We start from the raw sequence: 22,827 nt of genomic DNA, 5'->3' as shown, positions 1-22,827 counted from the left end.
AGCAGATTACGTGCATTTCATTACGCGAGTCAATAGACGTATGAAGAGTGATTCGTGTGTTATTTTTAGCGAAACTTAGATCGGCAGGCGGGCGCGATCGCGGATTCGCCCCCGGGAAGAGCAGGAGACGACGCATGGCCGACACCGTGACCGTTCCGCTGTGGGGCTGGGTTGCTCTGATGACGGCGATCGCCGTCATGCTGGCCGTGGACCTGTTCCTGCATCGGGACAACCACGTGATCGAGTTCAGGGAGGCGGCCGTCTGGTCGACGATCTGGGTCACCGCCGGGCTGGGTTTCGGCGTGTTGCTCTGGTGGTGGTACGGCGGCGAGGTCGCCGGCACCTACTTCGCGGGGTACCTGATCGAGAAGGCATTGTCGGTCGACAATGTCTTCGTCTTCGCCCTGATCTTCACCTACTTCGCCGTTCCCGACCGCTACCAGCACAAGGTGTTGTTCTGGGGCGTCGTGGGTGCGCTGCTGATGCGACTGGTGTTCATCTTCGTCGGCGCCGAACTGTTGAAGACCTTCTTCTGGACCGCGTACCTGTTCGGCGCGTTTCTGCTCTACACCGCCTACAAGATGGCGTTCCGGCGCGACGACGAGATGCACCCGGAACGCAACCTGCTGGTCCGCCTGATACGGCGGGTCATCCCGGTCGATCCCCGCTACCACGGCGATCGACTGTTCGTCCGAATCAACGGAAAGCGGGTGGCCACCCTGCTGTTCGTGGTGCTGATCTCGGTCGAGGCCAGCGATCTCATCTTCGCCATCGACTCAGTGGCCGCCGTCCTGGCGATCACCACCAGCACCTTCATTGTGTGGACCGCGAACGCCTTCGCGGTACTGGGGCTGCGCAGCCTGTACTTCTGCCTGGCCGGGCTGCTCCGGCGTTTCGTACACCTGCACTTCGGGCTTGCGTTTCTGCTGGCTTTCGCGGGGGTCAAACTGGTGCTGTCCGAAACCCCGGTGGGCAAGCTCCCGATACCGTTGACCCTTTCGGTGATCGTCGTGACGCTGGCGGTCTCGATCATCAGCAGCATTGTCGCCACGCGGGACAACCCGGCCTCGCGGGACGATGCGGCGGACTCCGCTGCCGGATCGAACCGCCGCGTCGAGGACGAGTAACGATCCCGCTTCGGCGCACAACCGAAGAACTACACGTGAATCGCAAAGTATGATCGGTGCCGCTATGGTTGCGGCGAAGCAGAGGGACACGCAGAAGCGTTCGACGGCCAGTCGTGCACGCACCACCAAAGCGGCACCGCCGGATGCGACGCCACCCGGCGCGCCCGCGCGCACGTGGACCTTCCTGACCAACCACGCCCACGCGTTGTTCTGTCTGGCACAGGGCGAGTCGCTGACCGCCCGCGAGCTGAGCCTGCGCATCGGAATCACGGAGCGGTCCGTCCAGGCCGTCCTGGCGGACCTGATCGCCGACGGCTATCTGGAGAAGTCCAAAGTGGGTCGCCGCAACCGCTACACCGTCAATCGCGAAGGTCGCCTCCGTCATCCGCTGGAGGCGGCGCACACCGTCGGCGACCTGATCGACGCTTTGACCTGACCGTTGCAGCCGCAGGTCAGCCCACCGAGTGCGCGAATCCGCTCACGTCGCGGACACTGGCGGCGAACACCTCCGGCATCGCCGCGCCGAACAGCAGATCCCCGCCGTGGCAGGTGCCCGCGACCACCCGTCCGACCGCGGGTACACCGGCACGCAGCAGCCTGCGGTAATACTGCAGCCCCTCGTCCCGCAACGGATCCAGTTCGTTCACCGAAATCACGTGCGGCGGTAGCCCTTTGAGGTCATCATCGGTGGCGTTCGACGCCCAGCAGGTGGCTTCCCCGGCGTGCGCACCTTCGGGGTCATAGAGCGATCCGAGCAGCGAGAGCTGTTCACAGCTGACGAAGTAGCCGTCGTTCTCGAGCAGCGACGGCAGGTCCTCACAGGTCTGCGACCACCGGTTGGAGATGTACGGGCACTGCGCGTAGAAGCCTGCGATGGCACCGATCCACCCTTCGCGTTTGGCCTTGTGCGCCAGCGTCAGTGTCAGGTTGCCCCCACCGGATTCACCGGATACCACGACGTGACTGATGCCGAGGTCGCCGCGGTTGTCGCTGACCCATCGAGCGGCCGTCGCGCAGTCGTTGAGGCCCGCCGGGTACGGATGCGGACCCAATTTGCCCCCGGAGTTCCGGAATTCGACGCCTACGATGACGACACCGGTGGCGGCCAGGTGCTCGCGCAACCGGATGTAAGCCAGGTCGGCGGCACTGGCGATCGCCATGCCGCCGCCGTGCAGGTGCACGATGCCGGGCAACGGTCCTGGCGCCGTCACCGGACGACTGAGGTGGACGGTGATGTCGTTGCCGTCTCCGCCGGCGATCACCGACGTCGTGGTCGACACCCCGACCGGGGCGGCCAGCTCCGCAGCGAGCACGTCGAAAACCGCGCCCATCCCGTCTTCGCTCATGGCTGCGTAGGCGCGGCGCTCCTCGAGCGGCGAGTCCACCGACAGACCGCTGGAGGGAAGCCGCCCCTCCAGGCCGAACCGGGCGAAGGCGGCAACCATCCGCGGATCCGAGCGCGGATCGGTGCCGAGCGTGGCGTCGGGATCTGCGTGACGTCCGAGCAACATGGCGATCACGCTAGTGCCGGGGCAGGCAAGGCACTGCGACTTTCGCGGTCCGCGAACGTGCGTGCGAGCGTGCGAGCGTGCGAGCGTGCGATAAATCGCGTCGCGGGGCGGCGTGTCGCCTGCAGACACGCACGCTCGCGCACAAGGGAGCTCGCGCACAAGGGAGCTCGCGCACGAGGGAGCTCGCGCTCGAGGGTGAGGGTGTCAGGGTTTGATGGCGGCGTGCAGGGCGACGATACCTCCGGTGAGGTTGCGCCAGCGCACCTGCGACCAGCCGGCCGCGGTGATCCGGTGTGCGAGATCGGCCTGATCCGGCCAGGCCCGGATCGACTCGGCCAAATACACGTACGCGTCCGGATTGGACGACACCGCCGAGGCCATCGCCGGCAGCGCCTTCATCAAATACTCCTTGTACACCGTCGCGAACAGCGCGTTCGTCGGCGTGGAGAACTCACACACCACCAGCCGCCCACCCGTCCGCGTCACCCGCGCCATCTCGCGCAAGCCCGCTGCGTGGTCGACGACATTGCGCAACCCGAAGCTGATCGTCACCGCATCGAACACCCCGTCGGCGAACGGCAGCCGGGTCGCATCACCGGCCACCTTCGGAACATCGCGTGACGCGCCGGCGGCCAACATCCCCACCGAGAAGTCCGCCGCCACACACCAGGCCCCCGAGGCCGCCAGCTCCACAGTGGACACCGCGGTGCCGGCCGCCAGGTCGAGCACCTTGTCCGACGGACCCAGCTGCAGCGCCTCCCGGGTGGCGCGCCGCCAGAACCGGTCCTGGCCCAGCGAGAGCACGGTGTTGGTCAGGTCGTAGCGCCGGGCGACGCCGTCGAACATCGACGCCACTTCATGGGGATCCTTGTCCAGCGAGGCGCGGTTCACGCAGCCGAACGTATCAGTCGAGCACGGGGCGTACCGGTGCGCCGCCAGCCGTCGGCAACGGCCCGTCGGGAGCAGCAGGGAATGGAAAGCGACGCGGCAGGCATTTAACCGGGATGTGAGCGAAAAAATCTGGTTCATCACGGGGGCGTCGCGCGGTTTCGGCCGGGAGTGGACGATCGCCGCGCTGGACCGGGGCGACAGGGTCGCCGCCACGGCACGCGACCTGTCCACTCTCGACGATCTGGTCGCCCGCTACGGCGAAGCCCTGCTGCCCCTGCCACTGGACGTCACCGACCGCGACGCCGACTTCGCCGCGGTCCGGCAGGCACACGACCGCTTCGGCCGGCTCGACATCGTCGTCAACAACGCCGGCTACGGTCAGTTCGGATTCATCGAGGAGCTCACCGAGCCGGAGGCCCGGGCGCAGATCGAGACCAACGTGTTCGGCGCGCTGTGGATCACCCAGGCCGCACTTCCCTACCTGCGCGAACAGCGCGGCGGCCACATCGTCCAGGTGTCCTCCATCGGCGGCATCGTGGCGTTCCCCAATCTCGGGATGTACCACGCCTCGAAGTGGGCGCTGGAGGGCTTCTCCCAAGCGCTGGCGCAGGAGGTCGCGGCGTTCGGCGTGCACGTCACGCTCATCGAGCCCGGCGGGTTCTCCACCGACTGGTCCGGGCCGTCGGCCAGACACGCCACGCCGCTTCCGGCCTACGCCGATGCGCACGCCGCCACCGAACGGACGCGGGCGTCGCGGGTCGCCCGGCCGGGTGACCCACAGGCATCGGCCCGCGCGCTGCTCACCATCGTCGACTCCCCCGAGCCCCCGTTACGGGTGTTTTTCGGCGAGCTGCCGCTGGCCCTGGCCAAGGCCGACTACCAGAACCGGCTGGCCACCTGGGAGCAGTGGCAGCCGATCGCGATCGAAGCCCAGGGCTGAACGCGTGGCGCGCGGCGACCATCCCGAACGCACCCCGTTCTACGGGGCGGCCCTGTCGGCGGCCGCCTTGCTGTCGTGCTGGGCCGCCTCGCTGATCACCACCACCTGGCTGGCGGCGTCGATCTTCGTCCTCGCGGCCACTGCGGCCGGCGTCGGCGTCGCCATGACGACGCGGACCAGTGCTCGCGAACCTCAGCCGAACTCCAGCAGCGTGTAGGCCCCGCGCAGGTTCTTGGTCAGCTTGAGCCGCCAGAACGCGGGAAACACCCGCTCGAACAGGAACCCGCGCCCGCGCGGCATCGGCAGATCGTGCACCGCGGTGACTCCCGGCACGGTGTGCACCAGAGCTGCCAGCTGCGCGGCCGACAGGCTGAACGGCATCGGCGGAATCCGGTACCGCCTCGACGCACGCATCCCGTTCGGGGCGAACTTCTTCACCAACACCGGCGGCAGGTCGAAGATCATCTGACCACCCGGAAACCGTCGCGCACACGCGGCGATCAGGTCCATCGCCTCCGCCGGCTGCAGATACATCAACAGCCCCTCGGCGGTGATGAAGACCCCGTGGGTGGTGTCGACGGCGTCCATCCAGCTGTGGTCCAGCGCCGACTGCGCCAGGCTGGTGATGCGTGGCGAGGTCGGCAGCAGTCGCTCCCGGATCTCGATGATCGGCGCCAGATCCACGCTCAGCCAACGAAACTCAGGTTCTGTCAGCATCTCTTCCAGACGCCAGAAGCTGGTCTGCAGGCCCTCGGCGAGCGCGACCACCGTGGCCGCCGGGTGCCGCGACAGGTAGGCCATGGTCGCGCGGTCGAACGCCAGCGAGCGCAGCGCCATCTCCTGCCCCTTGCGGCGGCCGAACTTGTCGAAATCGAAATCGATGGAGTCGACCAACCGGATCGCCATCGGGTCGTCGATGATGGCGTCACGATGCCGGGCCTGGTGCGCGCGACCGTTCAGCGTCAACAGCGCCGTCTCCGACACCCCGGCCAGCGCGCCCGCGTCGAATCTCCGGTCCGAACCCACGTCACGACGGTACTCCCGCCGGCAGGCCCCGCTCGCCGGACAGCGGTCAGGCGGCGCGCAGGCGGCGGGCGCCCAGCACCGCCTCGTAGTGGCCGACGAGTTCCTCGCAGATCACCGGCCAGGTGCGGCCCAGCACGCTTCTGCGGGCCGCCGTCGAGTAGCGGCGGCGTTCGGCGATCAGGTGATCGACCGACTCGCACAACCGGGCCTCGAACTCGGCGACCGGTAACAGCAGCCCGGTCCGGTACGGTGCCACCAGATCGCGGGGACCGCCGGCATCTGGTGCGACGACCGGCAGACCGGAGGCCATCGCCTCCTGCACCGCCTGGCAGAACGTCTCATGCTCACCGGGGTGCACGAACACGTCCATGCTCGCGTAGGCCGCGGCCAGCTCCGGCCCGTACAGCGCTCCGGTGAAAATCGCTCGGGGCAGACAGGTTTCGAGCTTGGCGCGGTCCACCCCGTCACCGACGACGACGACCTGCAGATCGTCGCGGGCGTGCAGAGCGGCCAACCGCTCGACGTGCTTCTCGGGCGCCAGCCGACCGACGAACCCGACGATCGGCTTACCCTCGGCAGACCAGGACCGACGCAGCCGCTCATCACGCGCCGACGGGGCGAACCCCGTCACATCGACCCCGCGCGCCCAGCGATGGACACGTGGAACGCCGTGGGCAGCAAGATTTTCCATGGCCGAGGTGGACGGAGCCAAGGTCCGGTCGGCCTTGCTGTGCAGACGACGGGTCCAGGTCCAGGACGCCTGCGAGAGCATGCCGATCCCGTAGCTCTGCGCGAAGCCGGCCACGTCGGTCTGGAACACCGCCACCGTCGGGATGCCGAGGTGACGGGCGGCATGCACCCCACCCCATCCCAGCAGCGCCGGCGACGCCAGGTGCACCACGTCGGGGTCGAACCCGCGCAGGACCCCGACCATCCGCGGACGCGGAACCCCCAGCGGCAGCGAGGTGATCTTGGGGACCATCATCGACGGCACCCGGTGGACACGGACACCGTCGTACACCCTGTCGGCCGCCGGCTCACCGCGCGGGGTGTCCGGGGCGATGACGAGGACCTCGTGACCGGTACGGCGCAGATGCTCGATAGCCCGGAGCACCGAGTTGGTGACGCCGTTGACATTCGGCAGGAATGATTCGGCGACGATTGCAACGCGCACACCGTGACGGTGACATCACCAGCTGTCGGCGAGGTTGCGACCAGGGATATGTCACACGAATTGCCGGTGCGGCGGCAAAAGCGTGCCATCGGCCGTCCGTGCCACCAGGATGGACCCATGCACTGGATCCGCCCCCTGGCCGCACTGTCGGCGGCCGGGCTGCTGCTGATCGTCGTCGGATGCGCCAGGGACATCACCGGTAATGCTCAGGTGGATGCCGCCACGGCGCCACTGGCCGTCAGCGAGGACGGATTCGGCATCGTGGCAGGCTTCGACGACGCCCCCGCCAAAATCGAGATCTACACCGAACCGCAGTGCACCCACTGCCGCGATCTGCAGGACGAGTTCGGTGACCTGCTGGCCTATCACATCACCGTCGGCACCCTGCAGGTCACCTACCGGCCGCTGGTGTTCATGGACGCCGACTACGACGGCTATTCGTCCACGGTGGCCAACGCCCTGTTCCTGGCCACCGACGTCGTCGGTGACGCCGCGGGAACAGGAACCCAGTTGCAACGCTTCGTGCACGAGCTGTGGGCCAACCAGGACCCCGGTGGAGCGGCCTTCACCGGCCAGGAACTGCGCGACATGGCAGTCGGTGCCGGTCTGCCCGACGCCGTCGCCGACCACGTCGCCGACGGCGGCCAAGCCGTCGACGTCGCGGCGATGGACGACACCAACTTCGTGCTGCTGTTCGACATCGACAGCACCGACACCGGAACCCCGACGGTGTTCGACCTCGGCACCGGTCAGAAGATCGACATCTACGACGACGACTGGCTCAGCGACCTCGTCGACTCCTGATCGGTCACCGATCCCCGGCCGCGGCGTTCGACGAGCGCAGTGCCCGCCAGCGCGACACCGGCGATCAACCAGCCGACCACCGCGATCGACCCCGCCGGGATGATCGCCAGCGAGGCATTGCGGTGTTGTACGCGAACCAGATTCGGGTCGTTGACGTCGTACTCGACGTAGATGCGCATACCGTTCTCCAGCTCCGACGGGTAGAGCACGCCGAGTTCGGGACGGTAGGTCACGCGGTCGGGGGTCACGAACTCGATCGTCGAACGGCGCGGACCGGCGTCGAGCACGGTGGCCTCGGCCACCCCGAGATGACGTTCGATCTGCCGATCGTTGCGCCACGCGCCGAGCACCAACAGCACCGACTGCAGGGTCACCAGACATGCCACCACCACGATGCCGATGCGGACCCGCCGCAGGATCCGCGCGCCGCGCGGTTCTCCCGGTTCACCGTGCAGATGCGGAACCACGATCTGCCACAGCGCGGTGAGTCGACCCCGAAGCTCATTCACAGGCTTGCCCTGATCGACGCGTGCAACGCCCGCAGCGACGATCTGTCGGCCTTGACCTCCAGTACCCGCATGCCGTCGAAGTCCTCGTCGAGCACCTCGGCGAGCTGGCCGGTCTCGATCTGGCGGCTCTCGACGTGGTAGGCGCGGCACAGAGCACCGACATCGACATCGTGCGGGGTGCCGAAGATGCGCGAGGACACGTCCGAGAACCTCGGATCACCCTGTTCGAGCAGCTCGAAGATGCCGCCGCCGTTGTCGTTGGAGACCACGATCGTCAGCTTGCGCGGGCTGGGCTCCGTCGGCCCGATCAGCAGACCCGAGCTGTCGTGCACGAACGTCAGATCCCCGATCAGCGCGACCGTGCGTCCGTCACCGCGCTCGTGGGCGAGCGCCGCCCCGATCGCCGTCGACACCGTGCCGTCGATACCGGCCACGCCGCGGTTGGAGCGCACCTTCACCCCGGCGGTGTTGAACCCGACCAGGGCGATGTCACGCACCGGGTTCGACGCGCCGAGCACCAGCTGATCGCCCGGCCGCACCGCGTCGGCGACCGCGGCGGCCACGTGCAACCCCGTGGTGAGCGGGTGCTCGGCGAGTTGGGAACGCACCGCCTCGACCGCATGCCGGTCGGCCTCGGCGCACCGGCGCAACCAGCCCGGCGCCGGTTCACCGGAGGTGATGGCGCGGGTGCCGGTGGCCTGCGAGTTGCCCGACACGTCGGGCCAGCGCGGTCCGGTGGTCAGCGCGAAGACCGGCACCGCAGGATCGGCCAGCAGCGTGGAGACCGGCCGGTGCAGGGTGGGGCGACCGAGCATGATGACCTGCTTGGGCCGAATCAGCCGCAGCGCCAACGGATGCAACGGGGTCTGGGCGTACGGCGCTGTCGGTTCGGCCACGGTGGGCAGATGCGCCAGGTTCGGATGGGTACCCGCCCCATGCCCGGCGATGACCACGGTGTCCGGGCTCAGGTCGATGTCCAGCGGCTGATCGAAGGTGACCGGGGGGGTGAACGTCCACGCCCTGCCGGCCGGGCGGCCTGCGGGCGCATAGGGCACCGCCGGCTCCTCGGCATCGGGGACCAGCGGCTCGCGCAGCGGGATGTCGAACTGCACCGGCCCTGCGTTGGCGGAACGAGAACCCTTGGCAGCCACCAGGACTCGACACGTTGCCGAGCGCCATTGGGCGTTGAGCGATTCCATGTCCGCCGAATCGGCAGCGAGCCCGAGGCTGATGTTGGCGCGCATCTGGGTGCCGAAGTAGCCGAGCTGCTCGAAGGTCTGATTGGCGCCGGTGCCGAGCAACTCGTAGGGCCGGTTCGCCGACAGCACGACCAACGGCACCCGGGCGTAGTTGGCCTCCACCACCGCCGGGCCCAGGTTCGCCACCGCGGTACCCGACGTCATCGCCACACAGACCGGAGCCTGCTCGGCCACCGCCAGTCCGATCGCGAGGAAACCTGCGGTGCGTTCGTCGATACGGACATGGAGCCGCAGCCGACCGGCGCGGTCGGCGTCGTGCAACGCGAAGGCCAGCGGCGCGTTGCGCGACCCCGGGCACAGCACGACATCGCGGACGCCGCCGCGGATCAGTTCGTCGACGACCACCCGGGCCTGCGCCGTCGAGGGGTTCACCACTACAGCGTATCGGCGAAGAAGTTGAGGATCGCGGTGTTGACGACCTGCGGTTTCTCGATGAAGCCCAGGTGACCGGTGCCCGGGATCTCCAGGAACTGCCCGTTGGGCAGCGCGTTGGCGACCTCGCGGCCCAGGTAGGACGGCAACACCACATCGTCGGCGAACCCGATCACCAGCGCCGGGGTGGTGACGTTCTGGTAGGCCGACAACCGGCTGCCCTGCGGTGCGATATCGAGCTGCGTGCGCATGCCCGGCGTGGGCTTCTGCGGCCACATGGTGAACATCTCGATCCAGTCCCGCACCGCGTTGTCATCGTTCAGCGTCTTTGGCGAGAAGCTCTCCAGCAGACGGACTTTGGCCTCGAACTCGACCGGGAGCTCGGTACCGGATTCGGCGAGCGCACGTTCGCCCTGCCAGAAGAAGTCCCGGGTGCGATCATGGCGGCCGCGGGTGGCCATCAGCACCGCCGACCGGACCAGATCGGGGCGGGCGACCATCAGTTCCTGGGCGATGTAGGAGCCCATCGACAGCGCGACGATACGCACCGGGGCCAGGTCCAGCTTCTCGATCAACGCCGCGGTGTCGCCGACCATGGTCTCGGTGGTGAAGCCCGAGGCGTTCTCGGTGGCACCGATTCCGCGGTTGTCGAACGTCACACACCGGTAACCGGCACGGGCGAACACCGGCACCTGATGGAGATGCCAGGTGCGGCCGGCGCCGCCTCGACCTGCGATGAACAGCACCGGCTCCCCCGCGCCGCGATCGTCGTAAGCCAAATTCACCCGGATGACGGTACTGGAAGACCGGGTCGCACCGAGATCGCGCCCGCGGTCGCTCCACCTCGGGCGGCAACGATCAGCTGCGCAATTTCGACGACTCCGGCCGGGAGCGCCGCGCCCGGATCCGCCCCAGCGCGGCATCCCACAGCAGCCCGGTCGAAGCGGCCAGCGCGGCCGGCCGGGCCAACTCCTTGCCCATCATCGCGGTCGCCAGCGCCTTCGTCGACGCCGACGCCTTCGACATGTGCCCGGAGTCGAACGGCGGGCGCGGGTCGTATTCCATCGACAGCTGGATGGCCTTGGCCTTGGCCTCCCCGCCGATACGGCCGGCCAGCCACAGCCCCAGGTCGATACCCGCCGACACCCCGGCTGCGGTGACGGTCTTGTCGTCGGCGATCACCACCCGCTCGTCGCCGACCGGCTGCACACCGAACGTCCTGAGCACCGGCAGCGCCGCCCAGTGCGAGGTGGCGCGCTTCCCGTCCAGCACGCCGGCGGCGGCCAGGATCACCGAACCCGAGCACACCGACGTGGTCCAGGTCGAGGTCCGGTGTGCCCGCCGAACCCAGTCGAGTACGGTCTCGTCGCGGGCGTGCTCCATGGTGGCGAACCCGCCGGGGATCAGCACGATGTCCGGTGACGGCGTCTCGGCGAAGCTGTGGGTGGCGCCGACCAACAGCACCTGGGAGTCGGCGGCGATCGGACCCGGCTCATGCCAGACGAACCGCACCTGCGCGTCCGGGAGCCATCGCAGGCTCTCGTAGGGTCCGATGAAGTCCAGGGCGGTGAAACCCGGGTACAACATGATCGCGATCTGCACGGCGTCTCCTTCTCGGGGTCAGAACGGGTCAGGCGAATGTTCTGCGGTACTGGTCGGGCGATACGCCGAGCCTGCGCACGAAGTTGCGGCGCAGAGTTTCTGCGGTTCCGAACCCGCAGCGGGCGGCGATCACGGTGACGGTGTCGTCGGTCTCTTCGAGTTGTCGGCGCGCCGCTTCGGTGCGCACCCGTTCCACATAGGCACCGGGGGCCTCGCCCACCTCGTCGGTGAACACGCGGGTGAAGTGCCGGGGGCTCATGGCGGCGCGGCGCGCCAGCTCGGCGATGCTGTGCGCGCCGCCGGGTTCGGCCTCGACGGCCTGCACGTCACGGATCGGGGTGCGCCGAGCGCGCGGCATCCACACCGGCGCGGCGAACTGCGTCTGCCCGCCCGGTCTGCGCAGGTACATCACCAGGTGGCGGGCGACGGTCTGCGCGGTCTCGGTTCCGTGATCGTCCTCGACCAGCGCCAACGCCAGGTCGATGCCGGCGGTGACCCCCGCCGCGGTCCACACCTTCTCCGAACTGCGCACGAAAATCGGATCGGGATCAACTGTCACCGAAGGGAATTCGGCAGCGAGTCGCGCGGCATAGGCCCAGTGCGTGGTGGCGACGCAGCCATCGAGCAGTCCGGCCTGCGCGGCCAACACGGCGCCGTTGCACACGCTGACCACTCGCCGGGCCCGTGGCGCGACGGCCTCGATCCAGTCGATCAGGGCGCGGTCCGCGCGGGCCTGTTCGGCACCCCACCCTCCGGGCAGCACCACAGTGTCCACCGGCGCATCCGGTCCGGGCAGGGCATCGGCCATCAAGGTCAGACCGGTGCCGGTACCCACCGGCGTCGCCCCGACGGACACCACCCGCACCGCGTACCCGTCCTCGCCTTGTGCGCTCACCACCAGCGAGGCCCCGGTGAACACCTCGAACGGGCCCACCACATCGAGGGCCTGCACGCCGGTGAAGCCGACGATGAGCACCGTGCGCACCATGGACTCAGTGTTGGCCAGCGCCGCGATGGCGTCCAGGCCATGGAGCCCACAGATCAGGACACCAGTGGAAAACACTCCCGGACCCGCTCGATCCACCACTGCCGCCGGTCCGGCGGGGCGGCCAGGGCCGCGATCCGGTCCGGGTCGGGGGTGACGGCAGTGGCGGGCAGGTATCCGTCGACGGGGACGACGGGAGCGACGACGTCCTCGACGAACAGGCCGCCGGTACCGAGGCCGCAGGCGTGCTCGAGCGCGGGCAGCGCCCCGGCCGCCACCAGACCGACACCGATGCCGACCGCCGAGTCCAGCGCGCTGGAGACCACGATCGGGATGTCGATCTGGGCGGCCACGTCGAGCATCGCCTGCACGCCCCCGAGCGGGGCGACCTTGAGCACCGCGATGTCGGCGGCACCACTGCGCACCACGTGCAGCGGATCGTCGGCCTTGCGGATGCTCTCATCGGCAGCAACGGGGATGTCGACGCGGCGTCGCACCTGCGCCAGCTCGGCCACCGTGGCACAGGGCTGTTCGAGGTATTCGAGCGGACCGTCGGCGCTCAGCGCCCGCGCGGCCACCACGGCCTGGTCGACGGTCCATCCGCCGTTGGCGTCCACCCGGACCGTCGGCACCGCGGCGCGCACCGCGTTGACGCGGGCGACGTCGTCGTCGAGGGACTGACCGGGTTCGGCGACCTTCACCTTGGCGGTGCGCGCACCGGGGAAACGGGCCAGCACCGCAGGGACGTCCGCCGCGGTCACCGCCGGCACGGTCGCGTTGATCGGAATCCGGGTGCGCCGCACCTCGGGGAGCGGGCGGTAGGCCGCCTCGATGCCTGCCGCCAGCCAGTGCGCGGCCTCCGGGGCCCGGTATTCGGCGAATGCGCCGAACTCACCCCAGCCGGCCGGCCCATCGATCAGCGCCAGCTCGCGGGTGGTGATGCCGCGGAACCGGACCCGCATCGGCAGCGCCACCACGTGCAGCCGGTCGAGGACGTCGGCGAGTTCGGACACCGCTTCATCGTGCCTCAGCGTTCATCGTGCCTCAGCGCCCGACACGCACCCGCGCGGGCCGCTCGACCTCGGCGGGCCGGTCCGCGTCGGCGGGCAACATCTTGAGGCCGACGACGGCAACGATGATCCCGGTCAGGAACAACAGCTTGGCCGTCGAGATCGCCTCGTCGCCACTGGCCATCGCATAGCCGACGGTCAGTGCCGCCCCCAGCCCGGTCCATACCGCGTAGGCCGAGCCGATCGGAATGTGTTTGGCAGCCCAGCCGAGCCCGCCGATGCTGCCGATCAGCGCCGCCACGAACACCGATGTGGCTACCGGCGCTGTGAAGCCGTCGGTTTTGCCGAGCGCGGTGGCCCACACCGCCTCCAGCACCGCGCTCAGGATCAGGATCGCCCAGGGCATGTCAGCTCACCGCCTTCAGGCCCATCACGCTGCCGACCAGCATGCCGAGCAACAGCAGCCGCGCCGTGGACGCGGCCTCCCGTTTGGTCACGATGGCCCACAGCACCGTCAGCGTCGCACCGATGCCGACCCAGACCGCGTACGCCGTTCCGGTGGGCAGCGAGGTCATCGCATACCCGAGTCCGATCAGGCTGACGGGCATCGCGATGACGACGACGAGTGTCGGCCGCCGTCGCCGGAAGTTGTCGGACATCCCCAGGGCGGTCGCCCAGACAGCCTCGAAGAGACCGCTGACGACGAGTACCAGCCAGGCCACAAGACCCTCCTCGGCGAGTCAGTCTTGTCGCTGCGGGTACTGCTCCCTCGTCCGCCGGCAACCCGGATCGGGTACCGCACCAGCCACGTTACCCAACGGTTTCGGGCCGGTCATGTCCTGGAAACACATGGTGACCGATCTCTCCGGCACGTCGAACCTCCGCGACCCGGGTCCGGTGCGTCAGGGGGGGCGGAACGTCGGCGGATCAGCGGTGCCCTAGACGGTGGCGCGGTCGCGGCCTTCCCAATGGGGTTTGCGCAGCTCCTTTTTCAAGATCTTGCCGGTGGGGTTACGCGGCAGCTCCTCGGCGATGTCGACGGACTTCGGGCACTTGTAGGCCGCCAGCCGTTCCCGGGCGAACGAGATGAGTTCGGTCTCGGACACCTCGCCCTCGATGACGACGACGGCCTTGACCACCTCACCCCATTTGTCGTCCGGCACCCCGATGACCGCGACCTCGACGACGGCCTCGTGTTCGGCCAGCACCCGCTCGACCTCGATGGAGTAGATGTTCTCCCCGCCGGAGATGATCATGTCCTTGAGCCGGTCCTCGACGAAGATGTAGCCACCGTCGTCGACGCGGCCCACGTCGCCGGTGCGGAACCAGCCGTCCTCGGTGATCGCCTCGGCGGTCGCTTCGGGTTTGTTGTGGTAGCCCTTCATCAATTGCGGTGAGCGGAACCACAATTCGCCCTGCTGACCGGTCGGGACGTCTTCGAGCGTGTCCGGGTCGACGACGCGCACCTCGGCGTTGGGCACCAACGTGCCGGCGCTGGAGAGCCGCTCTTCGCGGCCCGGATCGCGGTGCGCCTCCGGCAGCAGGTGGCTGATCACGCCGCACAGCTCGGTCAACCCGTAGGCCTGCATGAAATCGGTGTTCGGCCAGGCCTGCAACGCCTGCCGAAGCAGCGGCAGCGGCATCGGGGACGCCCCGTAGGCGAACGTCTTCAGTGAGCCGAACAGCTTGACCGCGTCCTCGCCGGCGTCGAGCACCTTGGCCAGCACCGCAGGCACCAGGAACGTCCGGTTGGCGCCCTTGAGAATGGCCCCGGCCAGCGTCATCCCGTCGACGTCGCGCGTCATGACACTCGGGAAGCCGTCGTGAATCCCGAACTGCACGTAGGACGATCCGCCCACGTGGAACAGCGGCATCGACACCATGTTCTTGTCGCCCTCGTCGAACTCGAAGCCTTCGTGGGCGTTGACGGTGTGCGCGATCATGTTGGCCTGGGTCAGCTCGACACCCTTGGGCCGGCCGGTGGTCCCCGACGAATACATGATGATGCAGACGTCGTCGGGCTCGACGTCGGCGGAACGCTCCACGGGAGTCGACGCTTCCAGCATCGCCTCGTACTCGTCGCCGCCCTCGGGTTTGACCGTGACGACGTGTTCGATGTTGACCAGCTTGTCGCGGATCCGGTCGATCGAGGCTTTGAACTCCTCCCCGACGAGGAGCAGCTTGGCCCCCGAGTCGTTGAGTACGTAGTCGAGCTCATCGGCCGCCAGCCGGAAGTTGATGATCGCGTTCGCCGCACCCAACGAGGCGGCGGCAAAGGTCAGCTCGACGCATGCGGGGTGGTTCTTGTCCAGGAAGGCCACCACGTCGCCGCGGCCGATGCCGCGTTCCTTGAGCGCACCGGCCAGGCGGCGTACCCGGTCGTTCCACTGCGACCAGGTCCATGACCGGTCCAGGTAGTCCATGGCTTCGCCGTCGGGCTTGCTGGCGGCCCAGTGAGCGAGACGTTCGTCGAGAAATCGAGGTTCGGGCAGATCGGCCATGGTCAGAAGAGTGCCACGGAGCTGCGCGGCGCTGACCGGATTCGCCCAATCGTCGACCACGGATTCACAGCTTCACGCTGAAAGCGGTTTGAACAGCCGGTTTGCGCCATCGGGCGCACATGAGCGCCCAGGCGACCGGCCGATGGGCGTGATCTCGGCGGCCGTGGATCCACACCCACAAGTTGGCCGAACAACCACGTCGGGCGCATTTTCACGGGGACCGCCTGACTCAAATTGGAACACGTTCTAGTCTGGTCGGCATGAGTGATCAGCTGCGCCATTTCGTCCACTCCGGCCATCTCACCGTCGGCGCACTCAAGCGCCACAAGGACCGTCCCGTGCTGTTCCTCGGGGACACCACACTGACCGGCGGTGAGCTCGCCGACCGGATCAGCCAATACATCCAGGCTTTCGAGGCGCTCGGCGCCGGCACCGGCGCGGCCGTCGGCCTGCTGTCACTCAACCGTCCCGAGGTGCTGATGATCATCGGCGCCGGCCAGACCCAGGGCTACCGCCGCACCGCGCTGCACCCACTCGGTTCACTCGACGACCACGCCTACGTGCTCTCCGACGCCGAGGTGACCTCACTGATCATCGATCCGAACCCGATGTTCGTCGAGCGTGCGCTGGGCCTGGTGGAGAAGGTGCCGAGCCTCAAGCAGGTACTCACCATCGGGCCGGTGCCCGACGAGCTCGCCAAAGCGGGCGTCACCGCCGTCGACCTGAATGCCGAGGCCGCCAAGTACTCCCCACGACCGCTGGTCGCCGCCGACCTGCCGGCCGACCACATCGGCGGCCTCACCTACACCGGCGGCACCACCGGTAAGCCCAAGGGCGTCATGGGCACGACGCAGTCGATCACCACCATGACCACCGTGCAGCTCGCCGAATGGGAGTGGCCGGAGAATCCGCGCTTCCTGATGTGCACACCGCTGTCGCACGCCGGCGCCGCGTTCTTCACCCCGGTGATCGTCAAGGGCGGCGAGCTCATCGTGCTGACCAAATTCGATCCCGCCGAGGTGCTGCGCGTCATCGAAGAGCAGAAGATCACCGCCACCATGCTGGTGCCGTCCATGATCTACGCGCTGATGGACCATCCGGATTCGCACACCCGCGATCTGTCGTCGCTGGAGACGGTCTACTACGGCGCGTCGGCAATGAACCCGGTGCGGCTCAAAGAGGCGATCCGCCGGTTCGGACCGATCTTCGCGCAGTACTACGGCCAGTCCGAGGCCCCGATGGTGATCACCTACCTGTCCAAGAAGGAGCACGACGACAAGCGCCTGACCTCCTGCGGACGTCCTACGTTGTTCGCCCGGGTGGCACTGCTGGGCGAGGACGGCAAGCCCGTACCCCAGGGCGAGGTGGGCGAGATCTGCGTGGCGGGTCCGCTGCTGTCGGGCGGCTACTGGAATCTGCCTGACGAGACATCGCGAACTTTTCATGACGGCTGGATGCACACCGGCGATCTCGCCCGCGAGGACGAGGACGGGTTCTACTTCATCGTCGACCGCACCAAGGACATGATCGTCACCGGCGGGTTCAACGTGTTCCCGCGTGAGGTGGAAGACGTTGTGGCAGAGCACCCGTCGATCGCGCAGGTGTGTGTGATCGGCACCCCCGACGAGAAGTGGGGCGAGGCGGTGACCGCCGTGGTGGTGCTGCGGCCCGATGCCGACGGTTCGGAAGACGCCGTGGCGACGATGATCGCCGAGATCCAGGCGTCGGTGAAGGAACGCAAAGGCTCGGTGCATGTGCCCAAGCAGATCGTCGTCACCGACTCGGTGCCGATCACCGCGCTGGGCAAGCCGGACAAGAAGGCGGTACGGGCGCAGTTCTGGCAAGGCGCCGGACGTTCCGTCGGCTGACGTCGGGCCCGGCCCGGGCGGACCCGGGCCGGCGTGTCGACGTCCTCGGGCGCGCGGTCTGGTCGGAGTGTGCCCGCGTCCAGCGCGCGTGGGCTCCGGTCAGGCCCCGAGTTCGGCCAGGATGCCGTCGATCAACTCGCCGGCGACTCGGGCGGCCCGTTCGACGTCACCGGCGGCGATGCGGTCCACCAGCATCCGGTGATCGGCGACCTCGAAAGGCTCCTGGTGAATCGTCGCGACGCTGGCGGTGACCGCCTCGAGGAGCCCGCGGTACAACTCGGTGAGGGTCTGGTTTCCTGAACTACGCACCACCGCCAGGTGAAATTCGGCGTCGGTGCGGGCGAATCCGTCGGTATCGGCGGCGCGCGCGCAGACATCCCGGCGCGCCAGGAGCGCGCGCATCTCGTCGACGTCGGCCGGCGTCGCGTGGGCGGCGGCCAGCCGGGCGCCCTCCACCTCCAGCGCCCTGCGCACATGCAGCACGTCACGCAACTCGGCGCCACAGAGTCGGCGTAACGCCCCGGACATTTCGCTGGTCGCCCGCACGTAGGTGCCGTCGCCCTGGCGCACCTCGAGGATTCCGGCATGGGCGAGCGCGCGGACCGCTTCGCGCACGGTGTTACGACCCACCCCGAGCGACTCGACCAACACCGATTCGTTGGGTATCCGCTCGTCCACCGGCCATTCCCCGCTGGCGACGGCCCAGCGCAGCTGCTCGATGACCTGATCGACCAGTCCTGTCCGTCGCGCAGTGTTCAATGGCACAGTCACGCCCTTTCAACCAATGATGGGATGTATGGCACGGTAGCAAGATGCGCATCGAACAGCAGGACGTCGCCGGGCGGACCGACGCGACCGACCGCGTCGGCACGACGGCCGGCGGGGTACTGCTGGGACTTGCCGTCGTACTGACCGCGCTGAACCTGCGCCCGGCCGTCACCAGCGTCGCCACGGTCCTGGGCGACATGCGCGCCGAATTGGGGGTGTCGGCGACCTGGGCCGGGCTGTTGACCACGCTGCCCGCCCTCTGTTTCGCCGGGGCAGGATTGGCCGCCCCGATGCTGGCAGCGCGGATCGGCCTCGGCCGCACGATCTCGGCCGCGATGATCGCACTGACCGCCGGGCTCGCGTTGCGGGTCGTGGGCGGTCCCCACGTCGTCCTGGGCGCCACTCTGGTCGCCTGCGCCGGCATCGCATTGGCCAACGTCTTGATCCCCGTCGTGATCAAGGGCTCCTTCCCGGCACGGATCGGATTGATGACCGGGGTCTACACCGCCGCACTGCAGGGCGGCGGAGCACTCGGGTCGGCGGCCACCCCGGGTCTGGAGGTACCGCTGGGCGGCTGGCGCGAGGCGCTGGCGGCGTGGGCGGTGCTGTCGTTCGTGGCGCTCGCGCTATGGATACCGGCGACCCGACGCCACCGTGACGCCTGGGCAGCCCACACCCGCCCCACAGCCGACCGGCGCTCGATGCTCGGCAATTCGCTGGCCTGGACGGTCACCGTGTTCTTCGGCAGTCAGGCCTTCATGGCCTACATCGTGATGGGTTGGCTCCCCGAAGTTTTCATCGACAACGGGGTCGACAAAGTGCATGCCGGTCTGTTGGTCGGGCTGACCTCCCTGATCGGTGTTCCGTTGTCGCTCATCGTCGCTCCGTTGGCCGCGCGGCGGCCCAGCCAGAGCGGCTGGATCGTCGGCGTCGGGGTGTTCGGCTTCGCCGGTGCGGTAGGCCTGATGGTCGCCCCGGGTGCGCAGCCACTGCTGTGGAGCGTTTTGATCGGTATCGGCATGAGTGCGTTCTCGATGGCGCTGGCGGTGCTCGGCCTGCGTGCCCGCACAACCGAGGAGACTGCGCAATTATCGGGAATGGCGCAAGGTTTCGGTTATCTCATCGCAGGTACCGGACCCTTCCTGTTCGGCCTGCTGCACGACGTCTCACACGGGTGGACGGTGCCGTGGATGATGTTCCTGGTGGTCTACGCGGTGCAGATCGTGGCCGGCGCGATGGCGGGGCGGGCACGCTTCGTCTGAGCGAGCCGACAGGCAGCTGCGCCGTGCGGCGAGCGTGCGTGAAGTGTGCGGCGAGCGTGCGTGAACTTCGGGAATTGCGCGGCGTGTCGCCTGCAGACACGCACGCTCGGCGCGTGGCGGGCGGTCAGGCGGTCAGGCGCCGGGGATTGCGGTGCGCGCCGCGACCGACGTCGCGCCGGCGTTGTCGAACACGTCGATCACCACATCGGCATCGCGATAGCCGCCCAGGTGAGCCAGACCTTCGGTGGCGCCGATGAGTTCGTTGGCGCGGTCCCCGTTCATCGGATAGTCCTCGACATCGTGGCGCCAGTGGGCGGCGAGCACCGTCGCATTCGGCAGCAGTCGCGGCACCTCCCGATCCAGCACCTCCCGCAACGCCGCCGGCGGCAGGTAGTAGCAGATCTCCGACAGCACCACCAGGTCGAAAGGCCCGCGCGGCCAGGGTTGATCGACCGATCCGCGCAGCAAGGTGGCCCGCCGGCGCAGTCCCGCGGCCGTCAACCGCCGGTGCGTGGCATCGAGGGCCGCGACGCTGACATCGGTGCTGACGATGTGGTCGCAGCGACCGGCCAATCTCTCGGTGAGCACCCCGACCGAGCAACCCGGTTCGAACGCGCATCGGTACCGGGAGAACGGCAGCAGCGCGGTGGTGATGTCGTACTTGCGGCGCTCATACCATCGGGTGTCCAACGCCCACGGGTCGGGCACCGCCGCATACATCGCGTCGAAGTAACCGTCGGGCAGTCGGGAGGTCACCGGAACGCCACCTCACCCACCGCCAGGAGCCGCGGCAGGACATACGACGGCAGCACCGGGTCACCGCCGGCTGCCGGGATCCCGAACTGGCTCGCAAAGCCCCCGGCGGCGGCCGTTTTCCGCTCCACCGCGGCCGGCGGGCAGCGCAGCGCGTGGGCGCGTTCCCACGGCACCGCATCGTCACCGGGCACTGCCCAGTGCCACATCCACACCGGGTACTCCACCAGGACGGCTCCGGTGCGGCGCGCCGCCTGCGCAGCCGCCCGGCCCACCGCCTCGTGATCGGGATGCCCGTCGCCGCGCCATGTCGCCGCGCACCAGGTGCCCGCCGGCCTGGGCGCCAGGATCTCGGTCAGCAGATCGGCGAGCCGCTGCTCGTGCTGGGCCAGCTGACCGTCCGGGAGACCCAGACAGATCGGTGGGCACACACCCAGAAGCGTTGCCGCGCTGAACAGTTCGGCACGCCGAATGCGCTCGAGCCGATACCGCTGCAGCAGCGGCGCGCCCGGGAACGCGGCGCCACCGTCGCTGGCGGACACGATCTGCACCGGCACACCGGATTGTGCCAACGTCGCGGCCGCGGCGCCGAATCCCAGCGTCTCGTCGTCGGGGTGTGCCCCGACCACCACCATCTCCCGACAGTCGGTGAGGTCCAGCGAAGGTAGACGCAAACCTGCTCTCGCCCATACTGTTTCGTCAGTGCCACCGCCAGTGAGCGGACGGGCCGCCAGTCGTGCGGTATTGTCCAGCTGCGCGATGGTCACGCTGCCTCGCCCGCAACCAGACCCAGACGTTCGAGGTCCCGCTCGGCGTGACTCTGCCGCACATAGATGCTCAGGTCAGCCACCCGCTTGGCGTGCACCGGGTCTGCGCACAGCGGTGCGGGGCCGAGCGCGCGGGCGGTGCGGCTGAGCGTCTCGTCGACCGCCGTTTCCACCACAGCGCGAGCCCGCCGTGCCACCAGTTCGGCACGGCCACCGAGGTCGGAAGGATCGGCGTCGACGTCGACCGCCGCCGCCGCCAGCGTCGCCGCCGCTGCGGTCAGCGCGGCGTCCACAGCGCCCAGATGGGCCGCGATGTGCGCATCGACCTGCCCGTGCCGCACCCGCTCGTACAACGTCGCGGCCACCGCCCGGGCGCCGCCGAGCCAGCACGCCGCCACCCCGACGGCACCGTGCCAGAAGCCCGGCCGGCTCAGATACCGGCCGGGGGCTCCGACCGCGACAGCCGGTGCGGAGTCGAATCGCACTGCCCGCGTGTCGGATTCAGACATTCCAGTGTTGGTCCACGCACTGGGGAGCGGCTGCACACCCGGGTCGGCGAGATCGACCGCGTACAGCCCCCGCTGCCCGGACGGCAGCATTGCGGTGACCAGAGCGTGCGAGCACACACCGGCACCGGAGCACCATGGTTTCGTGCCGTCGAGTACGGCCCGGCCGCCACTGTCGTCGGCGTGCAGCTCGAACTGCCCCGATTCCGCGGCCCAGACACCCCACAGCTGCCCGGCCCCGGGAGCCGGCCCGCCGAGTTCGGCGAGGATGGCGACGGCGTCGGTGTGGGCCTCGGCCAGGCGGCCGGCCACGATGTCGGCTTCGGTGAACCCGCTCAGCCGCTCCCAACGCTGCGCCGTGCGCCCGCGGCCCGGCAGGGGCAGGTCGAGATCGCCGTCCGCCAGCCAACTCTGGAGGACGTCGACGCTCACGTGCCGACGCCTGTCGGGCGGGTGTCGGCCGGGCCGGACAGGTCGCTGAGGTGCTGACCGAATCCCCCCGGGGCGCGGCTGTCCCGCCGGTCCGAGGTCGCCACCGACAGGCCCCGGTCCCGGTGAACGGTCAGGCCCGCGCGTTCGAAGGACTCGACCAGGTCGACGTCCTCACCGCTGGGCAATGCCCGGAACCCCCCGACCCGCCAGTAGGCCGACGCCCGAAAACCCATGTTGGCGCCGTGGACGTGACCGTGCTCCAGACCCCGCGAACGTTTGGTGCGATATGCCCGCAGATAGCGGCGTGCGACCGCCGGCGAGAAATGTCGCCACACCGGGACGTGCACGACACCGAGCACCATGTCCGCCTCGGCGTGCAGATCCGGGTCGGTCATGCGCACCAGCCAGTCGGCGTCGACGGCGCTGTCGGCGTCGGTGGTCGCATACCACGCGTCCCGGGTCTCCTCGTCGGTCAACACCGTGCGGGCGTACCGGAAGCCGGCGGCCCGCGCAGCGCCGACGTTGCCTGCGTCGACGGTGACGAAATGCACGTCGGGACCGAACTCGCCGGCCAGCGCGTCGCTGCCGTCATCGCTGTTGTCCAGGACGACGACCGTGACGACCGGGTTCGGCACGCGCAGCGCCGCCGTCGTCAAGGCACGTAGGCAGGCGGGCAGGTGGTCGGCCTCGTTGTGGGCCGGGACCACCACGACGATGCGTGGCAGCGGGTCGTGCGACGAAATCATGGCCCGCTGATTAT

At 68.9% G+C, this 22,827-nt stretch carries 25 protein-coding genes and 1 riboswitch; of the genes, 7 read left to right on the top strand and 18 right to left on the bottom strand.

Annotated features, from left to right (window positions below; translation table 11 throughout):
• Nucleotides 1–134: 134 nt before the first annotated feature.
• Both ACNUDN_RS04110 and ACNUDN_RS04105 read left to right on the top strand, forming a co-directional pair.
• Nucleotides 135–1,127 (top strand): TerC family protein, encoded by a 993-nt coding sequence (locus ACNUDN_RS04110; RefSeq protein ID WP_419120760.1) that lies wholly within the window; start codon nt 135–137, stop codon nt 1,125–1,127.
• A gap of 64 nt (nt 1,128–1,191) precedes the next feature.
• A complete protein-coding gene (locus ACNUDN_RS04105) occupies nt 1,192–1,563 on the top strand; it encodes a helix-turn-helix transcriptional regulator (RefSeq protein ID WP_419120759.1) in 372 nt (123 codons plus the stop codon).
• Between the two features lie 16 nt (nt 1,564–1,579).
• Here the strand turns inward: ACNUDN_RS04105 and ACNUDN_RS04100 are convergent, their stop codons facing one another.
• Nucleotides 1,580–2,638 carry an alpha/beta hydrolase fold domain-containing protein gene (locus tag ACNUDN_RS04100; protein WP_419120758.1) on the bottom strand — a complete coding sequence of 353 codons (1,059 nt, stop codon included), beginning with the start codon at nt 2,636–2,638 and terminating at the stop codon, nt 1,580–1,582.
• A 204-nt stretch (nt 2,639–2,842) separates the two neighbouring features.
• A complete protein-coding gene (locus tag ACNUDN_RS04095) occupies nt 2,843–3,529 on the bottom strand; it encodes a demethylmenaquinone methyltransferase (RefSeq protein WP_419120757.1) in 687 nt (228 codons plus the stop codon).
• Between the two features lie 115 nt (nt 3,530–3,644).
• On the opposite strand from ACNUDN_RS04095, the gene ACNUDN_RS04090 reads away from it, so the two are divergent.
• Both ACNUDN_RS04090 and ACNUDN_RS04085 read left to right on the top strand, forming a co-directional pair.
• Nucleotides 3,645–4,469, top strand: coding sequence for an SDR family oxidoreductase (locus tag ACNUDN_RS04090; RefSeq protein WP_419120756.1), 825 nt, complete (start codon nt 3,645–3,647; stop codon nt 4,467–4,469).
• Nucleotides 4,470–4,473: 4 nt separating this feature from the next.
• Nucleotides 4,474–4,686, top strand: a complete 213-nt coding sequence (locus ACNUDN_RS04085) for a hypothetical protein (RefSeq protein ID WP_419120755.1) — start codon at nt 4,474–4,476, stop codon at nt 4,684–4,686.
• On the opposite strand, the gene ACNUDN_RS04080 is transcribed toward ACNUDN_RS04085, so the two are convergent.
• Together ACNUDN_RS04080 and ACNUDN_RS04075 are read right to left on the bottom strand one after the other, a co-directional pair.
• Nucleotides 4,662–5,495, bottom strand: coding sequence for a class I SAM-dependent methyltransferase (locus tag ACNUDN_RS04080; RefSeq protein WP_419120754.1), 834 nt, complete (start codon nt 5,493–5,495; stop codon nt 4,662–4,664). The two genes, ACNUDN_RS04085 and ACNUDN_RS04080, sit on opposite strands and share 25 nt — an antisense overlap.
• A gap of 46 nt (nt 5,496–5,541) precedes the next feature.
• Nucleotides 5,542–6,669, bottom strand: a complete 1,128-nt coding sequence (locus ACNUDN_RS04075) for a glycosyltransferase family 4 protein (RefSeq protein ID WP_419120753.1) — start codon at nt 6,667–6,669, stop codon at nt 5,542–5,544.
• 117 nt (nt 6,670–6,786) lie between these two features.
• On the opposite strand from ACNUDN_RS04075, the gene ACNUDN_RS04070 reads away from it, so the two are divergent.
• A complete protein-coding gene (locus tag ACNUDN_RS04070; protein ID WP_419120752.1) occupies nt 6,787–7,473 on the top strand; it encodes a DsbA family protein in 687 nt (228 codons plus the stop codon).
• Here the strand turns inward: ACNUDN_RS04070 and ACNUDN_RS04065 are convergent.
• The 9 genes from ACNUDN_RS04065 to ACNUDN_RS04025 all read right to left on the bottom strand — a co-directional run bounded on the left by ACNUDN_RS04065 (nt 7,434) and on the right by ACNUDN_RS04025 (nt 15,711).
• On the bottom strand, nt 7,434–7,982 hold the full coding sequence (locus tag ACNUDN_RS04065) for a DUF3592 domain-containing protein (protein WP_419120751.1): 549 nt from the start codon (nt 7,980–7,982) through the stop codon (nt 7,434–7,436). The genes ACNUDN_RS04070 and ACNUDN_RS04065 overlap by 40 nt on opposite strands.
• Nucleotides 7,979–9,613 carry a 2-succinyl-5-enolpyruvyl-6-hydroxy-3-cyclohexene-1-carboxylic-acid synthase gene (gene menD, locus ACNUDN_RS04060; RefSeq protein WP_419120750.1) on the bottom strand — a complete coding sequence of 545 codons (1,635 nt, stop codon included), beginning with the start codon at nt 9,611–9,613 and terminating at the stop codon, nt 7,979–7,981. Before menD ends, ACNUDN_RS04065 begins: the two co-directional genes overlap by 4 nt.
• A 2-nt stretch (nt 9,614–9,615) precedes the next feature.
• Nucleotides 9,616–10,398 (bottom strand): alpha/beta fold hydrolase, encoded by a 783-nt coding sequence (locus ACNUDN_RS04055; protein WP_419120749.1) that lies wholly within the window; start codon nt 10,396–10,398, stop codon nt 9,616–9,618.
• 73 nt (nt 10,399–10,471) lie between these two features.
• Nucleotides 10,472–11,215 (bottom strand): DJ-1/PfpI family protein, encoded by a 744-nt coding sequence (locus ACNUDN_RS04050; protein ID WP_419120748.1) that lies wholly within the window; start codon nt 11,213–11,215, stop codon nt 10,472–10,474.
• Between the two features lie 28 nt (nt 11,216–11,243).
• A complete protein-coding gene (locus ACNUDN_RS04045; RefSeq protein ID WP_419125012.1) occupies nt 11,244–12,203 on the bottom strand; it encodes a GlxA family transcriptional regulator in 960 nt (319 codons plus the stop codon).
• A 53-nt stretch (nt 12,204–12,256) separates the two neighbouring features.
• Nucleotides 12,257–13,213, bottom strand: a complete 957-nt coding sequence (locus ACNUDN_RS04040; protein WP_419120747.1) for an o-succinylbenzoate synthase — start codon at nt 13,211–13,213, stop codon at nt 12,257–12,259.
• 31 nt (nt 13,214–13,244) lie between these two features.
• Nucleotides 13,245–13,616 carry a DMT family transporter gene (locus ACNUDN_RS04035; RefSeq protein ID WP_419120746.1) on the bottom strand — a complete coding sequence of 124 codons (372 nt, stop codon included), beginning with the start codon at nt 13,614–13,616 and terminating at the stop codon, nt 13,245–13,247.
• A gap of 1 nt (nt 13,617) precedes the next feature.
• A complete protein-coding gene (locus ACNUDN_RS04030) occupies nt 13,618–13,932 on the bottom strand; it encodes a DMT family transporter (RefSeq protein WP_419120745.1) in 315 nt (104 codons plus the stop codon).
• Between the two features lie 12 nt (nt 13,933–13,944).
• Nucleotides 13,945–14,010, bottom strand: a riboswitch (guanidine-III (ykkC-III) riboswitch).
• A gap of 138 nt (nt 14,011–14,148) precedes the next feature.
• Nucleotides 14,149–15,711, bottom strand: coding sequence for a long-chain-fatty-acid--CoA ligase (locus ACNUDN_RS04025; protein ID WP_419125011.1), 1,563 nt, complete (start codon nt 15,709–15,711; stop codon nt 14,149–14,151).
• 260 nt (nt 15,712–15,971) lie between these two features.
• On the opposite strand from ACNUDN_RS04025, the gene fadD8 reads away from it, so the two are divergent.
• Nucleotides 15,972–17,579, top strand: coding sequence for a fatty-acid--CoA ligase FadD8 (gene fadD8, locus ACNUDN_RS04020; protein ID WP_419120744.1), 1,608 nt, complete (start codon nt 15,972–15,974; stop codon nt 17,577–17,579).
• A gap of 99 nt (nt 17,580–17,678) precedes the next feature.
• On the opposite strand, the gene ACNUDN_RS04015 is transcribed toward fadD8, so the two are convergent.
• Nucleotides 17,679–18,344, bottom strand: a complete 666-nt coding sequence (locus ACNUDN_RS04015; RefSeq protein WP_419125010.1) for a FadR/GntR family transcriptional regulator — start codon at nt 18,342–18,344, stop codon at nt 17,679–17,681.
• 47 nt (nt 18,345–18,391) lie between these two features.
• Here ACNUDN_RS04015 and ACNUDN_RS04010 point away from each other — a divergent pair, with 47 nt between their 5' ends.
• A complete protein-coding gene (locus ACNUDN_RS04010) occupies nt 18,392–19,609 on the top strand; it encodes a CynX/NimT family MFS transporter (protein WP_419120743.1) in 1,218 nt (405 codons plus the stop codon).
• A gap of 132 nt (nt 19,610–19,741) precedes the next feature.
• Here the strand turns inward: ACNUDN_RS04010 and ACNUDN_RS04005 are convergent, their stop codons facing one another.
• Genes ACNUDN_RS04005 through ACNUDN_RS03990 form a run of 4 tightly spaced genes read right to left on the bottom strand, consistent with a single transcriptional unit; the run spans nt 19,742 to nt 22,813 of the window.
• A complete protein-coding gene (locus ACNUDN_RS04005; protein ID WP_419120742.1) occupies nt 19,742–20,365 on the bottom strand; it encodes a class I SAM-dependent methyltransferase in 624 nt (207 codons plus the stop codon).
• Nucleotides 20,362–21,129, bottom strand: a complete 768-nt coding sequence (locus tag ACNUDN_RS04000) for a PIG-L deacetylase family protein (RefSeq protein ID WP_419120741.1) — start codon at nt 21,127–21,129, stop codon at nt 20,362–20,364. Before ACNUDN_RS04000 ends, ACNUDN_RS04005 begins: the two co-directional genes overlap by 4 nt.
• The gene (locus ACNUDN_RS03995; RefSeq protein ID WP_419120740.1) at nt 21,126–22,067 is read right to left on the bottom strand and encodes an acyl-CoA dehydrogenase family protein; all 942 of its coding nucleotides are present in this window, start codon (nt 22,065–22,067) and stop codon (nt 21,126–21,128) included. Before ACNUDN_RS03995 ends, ACNUDN_RS04000 begins: the two co-directional genes overlap by 4 nt.
• Nucleotides 22,064–22,813 carry a glycosyltransferase family 2 protein gene (locus ACNUDN_RS03990; protein ID WP_419120739.1) on the bottom strand — a complete coding sequence of 250 codons (750 nt, stop codon included), beginning with the start codon at nt 22,811–22,813 and terminating at the stop codon, nt 22,064–22,066. Before ACNUDN_RS03990 ends, ACNUDN_RS03995 begins: the two co-directional genes overlap by 4 nt.
• Between the last annotated feature and the right edge of the window lie 14 nt (nt 22,814–22,827).

The organism is Mycobacterium sp. smrl_JER01, assembly GCF_048513595.2.
GTDB lineage: Bacteria > Actinomycetota > Actinomycetes > Mycobacteriales > Mycobacteriaceae > Mycobacterium.
Note: the sequence above shows the minus strand (reverse complement) of the source record. Positions and strands in the feature narration are given on the sequence as shown.